This window comes from Bradyrhizobium sp. BRP20 (assembly GCF_020194215.1).
Taxonomy (GTDB): Bacteria; Pseudomonadota; Alphaproteobacteria; order Rhizobiales; family Xanthobacteraceae; genus Bradyrhizobium; species Bradyrhizobium yuanmingense.
In genome coordinates, this window is record NZ_JADYVY010000005.1 from 229,795 (window position 1) to 243,580 (window position 13,786).

Consider the following 13,786-nt stretch of genomic DNA (forward strand, 5'->3'; position numbering starts at 1 on the left):
CCGCTATGCTGTTCTTGTCTGGACGAAGGGCGGCGAAATCCGCCGCCCTTTGTCTGGCTTACGGCTTCGCCTGCGTCTCGGTAGCCGTCCTGCCGGAGGGGCTACCGAAGTACCGGAAGAAATCCGACTCCGGCCGGAGCAGGAAGCGGGTATCGTTCGAACGCAGCCCGTTCTCATAGGCCGTCATCGACCGGTAGAACGCGAAGAAGTCGGCGTCCTTGCCGTAGGCTTCTGCAAACAGGCGGTTGCGTTCGGCATCGCCCGCACCACGGGTCTGCTCAGCCTGCGAATTGGCCTCAGCGATGATGACGGTCGCCTCGCGGTCGGCCCTGGACCTGATCTCCTGGGCCTTCTGCCCACCCTGTGCCCGGAACTCGGCGGCCTCGCGCTCACGCTCGGTCTTCATGCGCAGGTAGACCGCCTGGCTGTTCTGCTCCGGCAGGTCGGCGCGGCGGATCCGGACGTCTACGACCTGAATGCCGTAGCCATCGGCCTCGCGGTCGAGCTGGTCGCGAATGCGCAGCATCAGCTTCTCGCGGTCGTCGCGCACCACGTTGATGAAGGTGACCTCGCCGAGCACGCGGCGCAGCGCCGCGTTTAGGAGCGTGGTGAGCTGGATGTTGGCGGCCTGGATCGAGCCGACGCTCTGATAGAAGCGCAGTGCGTCCTTGATGCGGTAGCGCGCGAAGGCGTCGACCACGAGCCGCTTCTGGTCGGAGGCGATCGCCTCCTGCGACGGGTTCTCCAGATCGAGAATCCGCTTGTCGATGTTGATCACCGAGTTCCAGGGCGCCTTGAAGTGCAGGCCGGGCGCGGTGACGACGTCGACCGGCCTGCCGAACTGGAGCACGATCGTCTGCTCGGTCTGCTGCACGGTAAACAACGACATATAGCCGACGATCACGACGAACAGGAGGGAGAGCAGCGTGACAAAACCTGTGACCGGAGACTTCATCGGGTGCCTCCGCTGGACTGCGGACCGGTCGTAGGTGGCCGCTTTGGCGCCAGTTCGGGAAGCGGCAGATAGGGCACGACGCCCTGGCCCGAGGGGCCACCGTCATAGACGAGCTTGTCGGCCCCGCCGAGCACGCGCTCCATCGTCTCCAGGTAGATCCGTTCACGCGTCACGTCGGGCGCCTTCTTGTATTCCTCGTAAACTTTCAGGAAGCGTGCACTCTGGCCCTTGGCCTCGGCGACAGCCTGTTCCCTGTAACCTTCGGCATCCTGCTGGATCTTGGCCGCGCGTCCACGCGCCTGGGGGACAACCTGGTTGGCATAGGTCTGCGCTTCGTTCTGCAGCTGCTCCTGATTGGCGCGGGCCGCCTGGACGTCGCGGAAGGCGTCGATCACCTGCGCGGGCGGATCGACCTTCTGCATCTGCACCTGGGTGATCTGAATGCCGGCACCATAGCTGTCCAAAGTCCTCTGGATCAGCTCGTGCACGTTCTGCTCTGTGACGTTGCGCGCTCCGGTCAGGATCGGCTGGATCTGAGACCGGCCGATCACCTCGCGCATCGCACTCTCGGCGACCGCCTTCACGGTACCCTCGGGGTTCTGGATGTTGAAGAGGAAATCACCGACACCGTCCGGCTTGATGCGCCAGAGCACGGTGAAATCAACGTCGACGATGTTCTCGTCGCCGGTCAGCATCAGGCTCTCTTCCGGCACGTCCCGAATGGAGCGGCCGCGCCGCGCCGGATCCTCGATCACCGTCATGCCGATCGAGGTGGTGTTGACGCGCAGCGCCTTCGGCAGCAGCACGGTCTCGATCGGATAAGGCAGATGATAGTTCAGACCCGGCTGCACGGTGCGGACGTGCTTGCCGAAACGCATCACCACGCCGAGCTCTTCGGACTGCACGCGGAAGAAGCCCGACAGCAGCCAGAATGCGACGATCAGCAGGATGATCAGCGTGATGCCGATGCCGGAGAAATAACCGCCCGGCATGATCTGCTGGAGGCGGTCCTGGCCGCGCCGCAGAAGGTCTTCCAGATCCGGCGGCCTCGGCCCGACCGGTTGCGGGCCTGAGCCCCACGGTCCCTTTGGACCCGAGCCCCACGGGCCACCGCCCTGATTCTTCCACGGCATTCGACGTTCTCCTCGGCAGGGTGGAATTGCCACCGCCCGCTTTGTCCGGTCCGGCTTTATAGGGGACAGGCAAGTCCCTTACAACGCAGCCCTGACCGTCTTCCGAGCTATGCTCGGGCACGAAAAAGTCAATGTAAACATTGGCAAAAGCGGTTAATGGCCGCGCCGCCGACGATATGTCACATAGGACAGGTCGGCGCTGTCGTCGGGGCCGGCCGGATGGCGGATGCGTTCGACCTCGTCCCATTCCGCCTTGTCGATTTCAAAATGCGTGTCCCCTTCTGGGCGCGCGTGCACTTCGGTGATCTCCAGACGATCGGCACGACCGAGCCATTGCCGGTAGATCTCGGCGCCGCCGATCACCGCGATCTCAGTGACCGAACGCCGCAGAGCGTCGCCGCGCGCGACTGCCTCCGCATCCGCTGGCGATGTCGTGACGATGGCCCCATTGGCGCGATAGGCCGGATCGCGCGTGACCACGATGTTGGTGCGGCCCGGCAGCGGCCGGCGCAGGGTCTCGAAGGTCTTGCGGCCCATGATCACCGGCTTGCCGATCGTCAGCGCTTTGAAGCGCGCCATATCGGACTTCAATCGCCACGGCATCGCATTGCCCGCGCCGATGACGCCATTCTCCGCGATGGCGACGACGAAGACGATCTCCATCAGGCAGAGCTCCCGGCAAGCTGGGTCAGCGCAGGCCCGGTGACCCGGCACAGCGTCCAGTCGTCCATCATGACCGCGCCGATCGACTTGTAGAACGCGATCGAGGGTGCGTTCCAGTCGAGGACCGCCCATTGCAGGCGCGACCAGCCGCTGTCGACGCATTCCCTGGCGAGATAGGCCAGCAGCGCCTTGCCGAGGCCCTTGCCCCGATGCGACGGCCGCACATAGAGATCTTCGAGATAGATGCCGTGACGGCCGCTGAAGGTGGAGAAATTGAGAAACCACACCGCGAAGCCGACCGGCTCACGGTTCCACTCCGCGATCGCGCAATAGAGCTGCGGCCTCTCGCCGAACAGTGCGTCGGCGATGTCAGCCTCGGTCGCTTCGACCTCGTGCGACAGCTTTTCGTACTCGGCGAGCTCGCGGATGAAGGAGAGAACGAGCCCGGCTTCCTCGGGCCGTGCACGGCGGATGGTGAGCGACATAGGGCGCTAGACCGCCACTTCCGCCTTGATGTGCGGATGCGGATCGTAGCCGACGAGCTCGAAGTCTTCGTAGCGGAAAGAGAAGATGTCCTTTACCTCAGGATTGATCCGCATCACCGGCAGCGCGCGCGGCGCGCGGCTGAGCTGCAGCCTCGCCTGCTCCAGATGGTTGGAATAGAGATGAGTGTCGCCGAGCGAGTGCACGAAGTCGCCGGGCTTCAGGCCTGTGACCTGCGCGACCATCATGGTGAGCAGCGCGTAAGAGGCGATGTTGAAGGGCACGCCGAGAAACACGTCGGCCGAGCGCTGATAGAGCTGGCAGGACAGCTTGCCGTTCGCGACATAGAACTGGAACAGCAGGTGGCAGGGCGGCAGCGCCATCTTCTCGACGTCGGCCGGATTCCAGGCGGTGACGATCAGGCGGCGGGAATCAGGCGTGCGCTTGATCATGTCGATGACATTGGCGATCTGGTCGATGCTGCGCCCGTCGGCCGTGGGCCAGGAGCGCCATTGATGGCCGTAGACCGGGCCGAGATCGCCATTGGCGTCCGCCCACTCGTCCCAAATGGTGACGCCGTTGTCGCGCAGATATTTGATGTTGGTGTCGCCCTTTAGGAACCAGAGCAGTTCATGCACGATCGCCTTGAGCGGCAGCCGCTTGGTCGTCAGCATCGGGAAGCCGGCCGACAAATTGAAGCGCATCTGGTGGCCGAACACCGAGAGCGTGCCGGTGCCGGTCCGGTCGGTCTTCTCGGCGCCGTCGGAAAGAATCCGCTCGAGCAGGTCCTGATACTGGTGCATGTTGCGACTGAGCCTTTGGGGAGGCGGCGAACTTAACGACACCCCCCGCGCTACGACAGCGGCGATTCGCTGTCGCCGTCGATTATACCCGGAAAAGTGAGTGTTCCCGGCACAAACGGCAAGGGGCGGAACTCAGCGTTCCGCCCCTCGCCTAGCGCCTTGATCGCCTTCGCTTAATTCGCCGGCTTGAGCACCGGGCTCCACTTCGCGATCTCGCTCTTGACGAGGGTCGCCAGCGCCTCCTGGGTTCGGTCCTTCGGCGCGGGGATGACGCTGCCGAGCTCGAGCAGGCGCTTCTTCACCGTCTCGTCGTCGAGCGCCTTGACGGCGGCGGCGTTCACGCTTGCCACGATCGCGGGCGAGGTTCCCTTGGGCGCGAACATCGCGTTCCAGGCCTGAGCCTGGAATGCCGGCAGGCCGGCTTCCGCCGTGGTCGGCACGTTCGGCAGCGACGGGTTTCGTTCGGCCGTGGCGATCGCATAGGCCTTGATGGTGCCGGCATTGATCTGCGGGACGGCGTTGACGATCTGGTCGCACATGTAGTCGACCTGACCCGCCACCAGCGCGTTCATCGCAGGTCCCGTGCCGTTGAACGGCACGCCGACGGGCTTGATGTCGAGGATGGAGTGGAGGAGTTCGCACGAGACGTGCGAAACCGAACCGACGCCTGCATGCGCGGCATTCACCTTCTCGGCATTCGCCTTCACATAGGTGACGAACTCCTTGAGATCCTTCGGCGGAAAGTCCTTGCGCGCCAGGATCAGGATCGGCGTGCCGGCCAGCAATGCGATCGGCTCGAAGTCCTTCTCGGGGTGATAGGCCAGCTTCGGATAGAGCGGCACGGAGGCGGCATGCGTGCCCATATGCCCGGTGATCAGCGTATAGCCATCGTTGGCCGCACGCGCGGCACGCGTCGTGGCGGTGGTGCCGCCGGCACCGACCACGTTCTCGATGATGATGCTCTGCCCCAGCGTTTGCGCCATGTGCCCGGTGACGATGCGTGAGATCACGTCAGTCGGCCCGCCGGCTGCGAACGGGACGATCACGGTAATGTTGCGCGTCGGATAGGTCTGCGCCTCAGCCGTTGCGATGAAGGCGCCCAGCGATGCTATCGCTGCTGCACATGCGCCTGTAAGCGCGCGAATGAACGTCATGGCGATCCTCCCTTTGGACACAATAAAATGCCGGCCCAAAGGCCGGCATTTCCATTTCACAAAGCCGTAACACAAGTCGATTCGACTTCCGAATGCGGCGCGCCGACGCAGGACCGAGCCGACTCGGCGCGCACGACCTCAGTTCTCGGACTCGGTGAACACCTCGTCGCGCTTGGCGCGCAAGACAGGTAGCACCGTAAGGACGAGCAGGCTTGCCGCGACCGCAAGCAGCACCGCCGACAACGGGCGCGTCAGGAACACGCTCCAGTCGCCGCGCGAGATCAGCAGCGCCCGGCGCAGATTCTCCTCCATCAGCGGTCCCAGCACCATGCCGAGCAGCAACGGCGCCGGCTCGAAATCGTGCTTGATCAGCCAATAGCCGACGAGACCGAAGACGCCCGCGAGGATGACGTCGACCGGCGCGTTGTTCACCGAATAGATGCCGATCGCGCAGAAGATCACGATCGAGGGGAACATCAGCCGATAGGGCACGCGCAACAGCCGCACCCAGATTCCGACCAGCGGCAGGTTGATGATGATCAGCATCAGATTGCCGATCCACATCGAAGCGATCATGCCCCAGACCAGATCCGGCTGCTTCTGCATCACCTGCGGACCGGGCACGATGCCGTGGATGGTCATCGCGCCCACCATCAGTGCCATCACCGCGTTCGGCGGGATGCCGAGGGTGAGCAGCGGAATGAACGAGGTCTGTGCCGCGGCATTGTTGGCACTCTCCGGCCCCGCCACGCCCTCGATCGCGCCGCGGCCGAACCGGGACGGGGTCTTTGAGAGCTTCTTCTCGAGCGTGTAGGCCGCGAAGGACGCGATCACCGCGCCGCCGCCGGGCAGGATGCCGAGGATCGAGCCGAGCACGGTGCCGCGCAGGATCGGCGGCGTCGCATCGCCGAGGTCCTTCCTGGTGGGCATCAGTCCGGTGATCTTCTGCTGCACCAGATCGCGGTTCATTTCGGCGCCGTGGTCGAGGTTGCGGATGATCTCGGCAAAGCCGAACACGCCCATCGCCACGGTCGCAAAGCCGAGACCGTCGGCGAGCTCGGGAATGTTAAAGGCCATGCGCGAGGCGCCGGTCTCGATGTCCGAACCGACCATTGAGAGCAGCAGTCCAAACACGATCATCGCAATCGCCTTCAGCACCGAGCCCTTGGCCAGCACCACCGCGAAGATCAGGCCGAGCACCATCAGCGAGAAATATTCGGCCGGACCGAACGCCAGCGCGAGTTTCGTCAGCGGTGCGCCGAGCAGTGCGATCAGGATGGTCGCAACGCAGCCGGCGAAGAACGAGCCGATCGCGGCGATCGCGAGCGCCGGACCGGCGCGGCCCTGCTTGGCCATCTGGTGACCGTCGATGGCGGTCACGACCGATGTCGCCTCACCGGGTATGTTGACCAGGATCGACGTGGTCGAGCCGCCATATTGCGCGCCGTAATAGATGCCGGCGAGCATGATCAGCGCGCCGACCGGCGGCAGCCCGAAAGTGATCGGCAGCAGCATCGCGACGGTGGCGATGGTGCCGATGCCAGGGAGAACGCCGACCAGCGTTCCGACCAGGGCGCCGATCAGGCACATCAGGAGATTGATCGGGGTGAACGCGACGGCGAAGCCGTGAGCAAGATTGGCAAAGATATCCATCACGCCCTCACTGGATCAGGAAACGCGGATACATCGGCATCGGCAGCCCGAGCACATAGGGAAACAGGATTGCGCAGCCGACCGTCAGGCAGGCGCCGACGATCACCGCTTCCAGCCAGCGCGTCTCGTGCGAGCCCGTCGCCGCGATCATGAAGCTCGAGAAGGCCGTGACAACGAGACCGAGGGACCGGATCGACAGGGCGAAGAACAGGATCGCCGCCACCACGAACAGCGGCCCGCGCCAGGAATAATGCGCAAGCGCCGGTCCCTCCGTGATCAGGCCGGTCAAGGCGATACCGGCAGACAGGGCAACCAGCAGCCCGCCGAACATACGTGGCGCAGTGCCCGCACCGAAGGAGAAGCCACGCATGCCCTGCAAATCGCTCGATGCCCACAGCGCAAACAGGGCAACGGCCATCAGCACGACGCCACCGACATAATCTTGCGCCGAGCGGATGGTCATAAACAGGGTGAGGATCGCCACCGCAAACAGCGGATAGGAATAGATCAGCGCCAGCAGCACCTCGGACGACATCTTCTTGGCGCCGCCGCCGAATGATCCGAAGAGGGCGCTCGGCGCGCCGGCCAGCAGCGCCGTCGCATGACCGGTGACGACCGCCGCCGGACCGCGGCCGGTCCCCCAGCCGAAAATCGTCCCGATCGACCAGATCAATTCGAAAATCTGCGGCGCAATCGCCAGCAGACAAAAGCCGAGCGCCACCCGGGTGTTTCGGGTGGCCGTCGCTGAGTGGCCCATCGTGTCGGCCATGCCTGTCTCCTCCGCGACCTGTAAGTCACGAGCACTGTTGTTCTAAATCGGCTGGAACTGGATACCCGCCCGGATCACTGCCTAGCGATTTTCATCAGACAATGCCAGCAAAACCCAACACGCCGCGGCAAGCAAAAGCCAGAGGGGATTGATGCGCGAGATGGACGCGACCACTGCAACCATCGCGGTCAGACGCAGTGCAGCAATTGCTGGATCGGCCCGATTAACGTCACGATAAGCGTTCGGACCTGGCAAGTCCTGCGAGGTCGGACCGGTGTCCTGGTCGGCCTCTGGTGCTTCGCCTCAACCGCGGTGCAGTGGGTCTCGCGCACTGCCGGCGCAGCGGCGACGGCGAAGAGCGAGATCGGGCCGAAGTGGAGATCAGCGCCTAGTCGGCTTGCGGCTCGTCACGCTGCTACTTTCCGCCGCAGGAAATTGAACGTCGCTGAGACTGACATTGTCCGTTCGCTGGAGCAGCAGCGTTTCATTATGCGCAAGGATTCGGCACATCGGGCTGGCGACCTCTGGCAAAGGCCAGAGCCGCGATAGGCCCGGCACTCCGAAGCCTATCCAAAGGGAACCGCGGGATCGCGCCTCCAACCCTCTGTTTTTCGAAAGCTTTGCCCCCTATATTGGGGGTGCCGGTTCGCCGGCTATGGAAATAAACGGTCGTCGCAATAAACCATTCGGACCCGGGGGCGGTACCCGGCGCCTCCACCAAAGCCCACCATCGGGCGTGCCCGAAGCTGGGCTTTGGCGGGGGCGAAATAGGATCGACGAGGGCGTAAAGGGCGTACTTTTTCCCGGTATTGTTCCGCCGTTATCGGGCTACTGCAATAGTTGCCAACGACAACTTTGCTCCGGTTGCTCAGGCTGCGTAACGCAGTTTGAAAGACCACTCTAAAGTCCTAGCGGGTTAAGCTCCGCTAGGCGGGGTTCGGAGGCACCTGGCAACAGAAGCCTCCACTTTACTCTTTGATTCTTCCCCGGCGGGGACTCCTGCTCGCCCGTCAGGCGCGGTACTATTGCGACTTGGCGAGTCGGATCGGCAGGGTTCGGCTGCTTGGATGCAACAGGACCACCATGGCGACCGATCATATCCGATACGATGTGCTGGCCCGCGATGCGCTGCGCGGCGTGCTGCGGAAGGTGCTGACCGATGCCGCGGCCCATGGCCTGCCGGGCGAGCATCATTTCTTCATCACCTTCGTGTCCAAGGCCGAAGGCGTGAAGCTCTCGCCGCGGCTGCTCGCACAATATCCGGAGGAGATGACGATCATCCTCCAGCACCAGTTCTGGGACCTGACCGTGCTCGAGGATCGTTTCGAGGTCGGCCTGTCCTTTGGCGGCATTCCGGAGCGGCTGGTGGTGCCATTCAGTGCCATCAAGAGCTTCCTCGATCCGTCCGTGAAGTTCGGCCTCCAGTTCGACACCTCCGACGTCGCCGAGGTCGCGCCGGACAATCTGCCGGCAGCACCCGCGCCATCGGCCGTATCGGTCCCGGCACCTGCCGCGGAGAAGCCGGAAGCTGCCGACGAGTCGCCGCCGCCGAGCCAGGGCGGCGCCGAGGTCGTGCGGCTCGATCGTTTCCGCAAGAAATGATCTAGGTTGGGCGCAGAGCCATCGCGCCCGGCCAACTGTCTATATAGAAGAGCACATGAACAGGCCGCGCGGCGTTTCGCGCGGCAGAATGGATGTGCTCATGGCCAAAGCGTCCCGCTCGAAGACTGCCCGCCCCGCAACCCGCACCGAGACCGACAGCTTCGGTCCCATCGAGGTCGCCGCCGACCGCTATTGGGGGGCGCAGACCGAGCGCTCGCGCCAGAATTTCCGCATCGGCACCGACCGCATGCCGATCTCACTCGTGCATGCACTCGGCATGGTCAAGCTCGCCGCCGCGCAGTCCAATCTCGAGCTCGGCCTGCTCGATCGGCGCCGTGCCAACGCCATCATCCGCGCTGCGCGCGAGGTGATCGAAGGCAGACTTGACGACCATTTTCCGCTTGTCGTGTGGCAGACCGGCTCGGGCACCCAGAGCAACATGAACCTCAACGAGGTGATTGCCAACCGCGCCAACGAGCTGCTCGGCGGCGAGCTCGGCGCCAAGAAGCCGGTGCATCCCAACGATCACGTCAACATGAGCCAGTCGTCGAACGACTCCTTCCCGACCGCAATGCACATCGCGGCGGCAAGCCGCATCAATGCCGATCTCGTCCCTGCCCTCGGCGAGTTGCTGCGCGCTCTGCGCAAGAAGGAGAGGGAGTTTTCGAAGATCGTGAAGATCGGCCGCACCCATACCCAGGATGCGACGCCGCTGACGCTCGGTCAGGAATTCTCCGGCTATGCCGCGCAGGTCGAAAGCGGCATCGCCCGGCTCAAGATCGCGGTGAAGGACCTCTATCCGCTAGCGCAGGGCGGCACAGCCGTCGGCACCGGCCTCAACTCGAAGCCGCGCTTTGCCAAGCTGTTCGCAAAGCACGTTGCCGGGATTACGAAGCTCCCCTTCACCAGCGCCGCCAACAAATTCGAGGCGCTGGCCTCGAACGATGCCTATGTGCTGGCGCACGGCGCCATCAATTCGGTCGCGACCGGCCTGTTCAAGATCGCCAATGACATCCGCCTGCTCGGCTCCGGCCCGCGCTCGGGCCTCGGCGAATTGATCCTGCCGGAGAACGAGCCCGGCTCCTCGATCATGCCGGGCAAGGTCAACCCGACCCAGTGCGAGGCGATGACCATGGTGTGCTGCCAGGTGTTCGGCAATCACACCGCGATCACGGTCGCGGGCAGCCAGGGTCATTTCGAGCTCAACGTCTACAAGCCAGTGCTGGCTTACAACATGCTGCATTCGATCCGCCTGATGGCGGATGCCGCGCGCTCCTTCACCGAGCATTGCGTCAGCGGCATCCGCGCCGACGAGAAGCGCATCAAGGAGCTGATGCAGCGCTCGCTGATGCTGGTGACGGCGCTGGCTCCGAAGATCGGCTACGACAACGCCGCCAAGGTGGCCAAGACGGCGCACGCCAACGGCACCACGCTGAAGGAGGAGGCGCTGCGGCTCGGCTTCGTCTCGGCCGACGAGTTCGACCGCCTGGTGCGCGCTGAGAAGATGATCAGCCCGGGATGATTCCGAATTCCGATAGCCATCCGTAATGATACGGACGCTCGGCGCCCAAAAATATGCGGTTTTGGGGGCGGGATTTGATTACCGTCAATGTTGCGGCGGGGCGGCGTGTTACGCAGCTCCACTGCCCTCGACGGGGCGAAATTCATCGTTTGATGGCCCAAGGGCCGATTGACGAGGACGAGCGAATGGCGATCAAGTCTTCTGCGGCGCAATGTGGCGCCCTGTTTCTGAATGTTTCATCCTGCCTGAAGAGGAGCGGATGATGGAGACGCGGCATGGGGAACGTCATCAACCTGAATCGTTTCAGGAAGCGCGTCGAGCGGGAAGCCTCGGCGAAGCAGGCGGACGCCAACCGGGCGAAGTTCGGGCGCACGAAGGCGGAACGGTCGTCCGAGGCGAAGCGGGCGGACCAGGCCAAGGAGAATCTGGACCAGCACCGGATCGATCGCGAGGAGCAGCCATGAAGTCGCCGGTCGTGAAACGATCGATCGTTGTCGCCGGCCACAAGACCAGCGTCAGCCTGGAAGAGGCGTTCTGGAACGGCATGAAAGAGATTTCCGGCCTGCGCAACATGACGTTGTCCGAGCTGGTCGGCGAGATCGACAACAACCGCCAGCAGGGCAATCTGTCGTCGGCGATCCGTCTGTTCGTCCTGGACTACTTCAAGAGCCGCGCCATGGCCGCCCAGCCGGACAAGGTCCCGGCCCAGTAGCCGTCGGGGGCGCCCGCGACGGCGCCCCGGCCTCTGCACTTTAAAATCGCTCTAAGGTGCATCTTCGGCGCGCGGGCACGCTTGACCTCAATGCCCGGCGTTGAAAATACAGGGCATGACCGACACCACTGATACGCGTTCGCACATGCCGCTGGGTCTGGCCCAGCGCGGCTATACCGGCGTCATCCAACACCTTGCCGCCAAAGAGGCTGGCTCGGCGCTTTCGGACGTCGAGCTCGAGAGCCGCCTGATCGAACTCGGCTTCGTCGAGGGCGCCCGGGTCGAGATCCTGCATGAGGGGTTGGTCGGGCGCGATCCGATCGCGGTGCGGGTCGATAGCACCACGATCGCGGTCCGCCGTCGCGAAGCCATGGCCATCATCGTCGCCTGACGCGCGACCGCAATCTGCCCCGCAGGCCCTTGATCCCATGGAAGCACCGCTGCTGCATCTCGCCCTGGTCGGCACGCCCAACAGCGGCAAGACCTCGCTGTTCAACGCGCTGACCGGCAGCCGGCAGAAGGTCGCGAACTATCCCGGCGTCACGGTCGAGCGCAAGGAAGGCTTCTTCGTCACCCCGCTCGGCCGCCAGGTCTCCGTGGTCGACCTGCCCGGCACCTATTCGCTGCGCGGCCGCAGCCCGGACGAAGAGATCACCCGCGACTTCGTGCTCGGCAAGGCCTCCGGCGAGACCCTGCCCGATCTCGTGCTGTGCGTCGCCGATTCCACCAATCTGCGCCTGACCATCCGCCTGCTGCTGGAGCTGAAGCGCACCGGGCGGCCGATGATCCTCGTGCTCAACATGTTCGACATCGCAAGCCGCCGCGGCATCACGGTCGACGTCAAGCGGCTCGCCAAGGAGCTCGGAGTGCCCGTGGTCACCTCGATCGCGGTGCGCAAGGGCGGCACGGCCGACCTGCTCAAGCTGACCGACGAGATTTCCGCGGAGCTCGCCGCCGAGCCGGTGGAGAACAGCTGGCGCGCGCTCGGCGTCTCCGAGCTGCGTGCCACCCAACGCGAGGCCGACCGTATCATCGCCGACTGCGTCAGCCTGCCTGCTCGCCCCGACACCTGGACCGCACGGATCGACGCGATCGTGCTGCATCCGGTCGGCGGGCTGATCGTGCTGGCGCTGATCCTGTTCGTGATGTTCCAGGCGGTGTTCGCCTGGGCGCAGCCGGCGATGGAGCTGCTGAAGTCCGGCTTCGACTCGCTCGGCGAGCTGGTGCAGGCCACCCTGCCCGACGGCTTGCTGCAAAGCTTCCTGCAGAACGGCGTGATCTCCGGCGTCGGCAGCGTCATCGTGTTCCTGCCGCAGATCATCCTCATCTTCCTGTTCATCCTGCTCCTGGAAGATTTCGGCTACATGGCGCGCGCGGCGTTCCTGATGGACCGCATCATGGGCGGCGCCGGCCTGCACGGCCGCGCCTTCATTCCGCTGTTGTCGAGCTTTGCCTGCGCCATTCCCGGCATCATGGCGACGCGCGTCATCGACAACAAGCGCGACCGGCTGACCACGATCCTGATCGCGCCGCTGATGACCTGCTCGGCGCGCATTCCGGTCTATACGCTGATCATCTCCGCCTTCATCCCGGCCAGAGACGTCTGGGGCTTCATCAACCTGCAGGGCCTCGTGATGTTCGGCCTCTATGCCGCCGGCATCATCAGCGCGCTGTTGGTCTCGTTCGTGATCAAGTTCTTCATGCTGCGCGACTTTGTGCCGGCGCCGTTCATGTTGGAGCTGCCGGACTACAAGATGCCGCGGCTGAAATCCATCGTGATCGGCATCTACACCCGCGCCAAGATGTTCTTGCAGCGCGCCGGCACCACGATCTTCTCGATGATGGTGCTGATCTGGTTCCTGGCCTCCTTCCCGCAGCCGCCCGCGGGCGCGACCGGGCCGGCCATCGAGTTCAGCCTGGCGGCGATGATCGGCAAGGCGCTCGAGCCCCTGCTCGCCCCCGTCGGCTTCAACTGGCAGATCGCGGTGGCGTTGATCCCGGGCATGGCGGCGCGCGAGGTCGCGGTCGCGGCGCTCGGCACCGTCTATGCGATCGAGGGCGGCAACGAAGCGGTCGAGCAGATCGGCCAGGTGCTGGCGACAAAATGGTCGCTCGCCACCGCGCTGTCGATGCTGGCCTGGTACATCTTCGCCCCGCAATGCGCCTCCACGCTCGCCGTGATCCGGCGCGAGACCGGCAGCTGGGCCTGGATGGGCGCCACCTTCGCCTACATGCTGGTGCTGGCCTATGCGGCGAGCCTCGTGACGTACAACGTCGCCGTCGCGCTGGGGGCGGGGTAGCCCTTCCAAAACGAAACTGCGAAAACAACCCCATGCA

At 64.3% G+C, this 13,786-nt stretch carries 14 protein-coding genes and 1 other RNA gene; 7 read left to right on the forward strand and 8 right to left on the reverse strand.

The window, feature by feature from the left end; genetic code table 11:
• Positions 1-58: 58 nt before the first annotated feature.
• The 8 genes from hflC to I6F33_RS14795 all read right to left on the reverse strand — a co-directional run bounded on the left by hflC (position 59) and on the right by I6F33_RS14795 (position 7,613).
• Positions 59-955, reverse strand: a complete 897-nt coding sequence (gene hflC, locus I6F33_RS14760) for a protease modulator HflC (RefSeq protein WP_225143058.1) — start codon at positions 953-955, stop codon at positions 59-61.
• The gene (gene hflK / locus I6F33_RS14765; RefSeq protein ID WP_036006585.1) at positions 952-2,088 is read right to left on the reverse strand and encodes an FtsH protease activity modulator HflK; all 1,137 of its coding nucleotides are present in this window, start codon (positions 2,086-2,088) and stop codon (positions 952-954) included. The genes hflC and hflK overlap by 4 nt, the downstream gene beginning before the upstream one ends.
• Positions 2,089-2,241: 153 nt before the next feature.
• Positions 2,242-2,751 (reverse strand): dihydrofolate reductase, encoded by a 510-nt coding sequence (locus I6F33_RS14770; RefSeq protein ID WP_109144932.1) that lies wholly within the window; start codon positions 2,749-2,751, stop codon positions 2,242-2,244.
• Complete coding sequence (locus I6F33_RS14775; protein WP_036006580.1) at positions 2,751-3,236, reverse strand: GNAT family N-acetyltransferase; 486 nt, start codon at positions 3,234-3,236, stop codon at positions 2,751-2,753. Before I6F33_RS14775 ends, I6F33_RS14770 begins: the two co-directional genes overlap by 1 nt.
• 6 nt (positions 3,237-3,242) lie before the next feature.
• Complete coding sequence (locus tag I6F33_RS14780; RefSeq protein WP_225114695.1) at positions 3,243-4,037, reverse strand: thymidylate synthase; 795 nt, start codon at positions 4,035-4,037, stop codon at positions 3,243-3,245.
• A 173-nt stretch (positions 4,038-4,210) separates the two neighbouring features.
• Positions 4,211-5,191: a tripartite tricarboxylate transporter substrate binding protein BugD gene (locus tag I6F33_RS14785; RefSeq protein ID WP_036006574.1), complete on the reverse strand. Its 981-nt coding sequence runs from the start codon at positions 5,189-5,191 to the stop codon at positions 4,211-4,213.
• Positions 5,192-5,329: 138 nt separating this feature from the next.
• The gene (locus I6F33_RS14790) at positions 5,330-6,844 is read right to left on the reverse strand and encodes a tripartite tricarboxylate transporter permease (protein ID WP_036006571.1); all 1,515 of its coding nucleotides are present in this window, start codon (positions 6,842-6,844) and stop codon (positions 5,330-5,332) included.
• Between the two features lie 7 nt (positions 6,845-6,851).
• The gene (locus I6F33_RS14795) at positions 6,852-7,613 is read right to left on the reverse strand and encodes a tripartite tricarboxylate transporter TctB family protein (protein ID WP_036006570.1); all 762 of its coding nucleotides are present in this window, start codon (positions 7,611-7,613) and stop codon (positions 6,852-6,854) included.
• Positions 7,614-8,214: 601 nt separating this feature from the next.
• Between I6F33_RS14795 and ssrA the strand changes: the two genes are divergently transcribed.
• From ssrA to I6F33_RS14830, 7 genes are all read left to right on the forward strand, one after another.
• Positions 8,215-8,581, forward strand: a transfer-messenger RNA (tmRNA) gene (ssrA, locus tag I6F33_RS14800).
• A 115-nt stretch (positions 8,582-8,696) separates the two neighbouring features.
• A complete protein-coding gene (locus tag I6F33_RS14805; RefSeq protein ID WP_036006568.1) occupies positions 8,697-9,215 on the forward strand; it encodes an SspB family protein in 519 nt (172 codons plus the stop codon).
• 88 nt (positions 9,216-9,303) lie between these two features.
• Positions 9,304-10,737: a class II fumarate hydratase gene (gene fumC, locus I6F33_RS14810; protein WP_057026499.1), complete on the forward strand. Its 1,434-nt coding sequence runs from the start codon at positions 9,304-9,306 to the stop codon at positions 10,735-10,737.
• Positions 10,738-11,012: 275 nt separating this feature from the next.
• Complete coding sequence (locus tag I6F33_RS14815) at positions 11,013-11,201, forward strand: DUF4169 family protein (protein WP_036006566.1); 189 nt, start codon at positions 11,013-11,015, stop codon at positions 11,199-11,201.
• The gene (locus I6F33_RS14820) at positions 11,198-11,449 is read left to right on the forward strand and encodes a ribbon-helix-helix domain-containing protein (protein ID WP_025038043.1); all 252 of its coding nucleotides are present in this window, start codon (positions 11,198-11,200) and stop codon (positions 11,447-11,449) included. Before I6F33_RS14815 ends, I6F33_RS14820 begins: the two co-directional genes overlap by 4 nt.
• A 115-nt stretch (positions 11,450-11,564) precedes the next feature.
• On the forward strand, positions 11,565-11,840 hold the full coding sequence (locus I6F33_RS14825) for a FeoA family protein (protein ID WP_036006563.1): 276 nt from the start codon (positions 11,565-11,567) through the stop codon (positions 11,838-11,840).
• A 37-nt stretch (positions 11,841-11,877) separates the two neighbouring features.
• Positions 11,878-13,749 carry a ferrous iron transporter B gene (locus I6F33_RS14830; RefSeq protein WP_225127759.1) on the forward strand — a complete coding sequence of 624 codons (1,872 nt, stop codon included), beginning with the start codon at positions 11,878-11,880 and terminating at the stop codon, positions 13,747-13,749.
• Positions 13,750-13,786 lie beyond the last annotated feature (37 nt).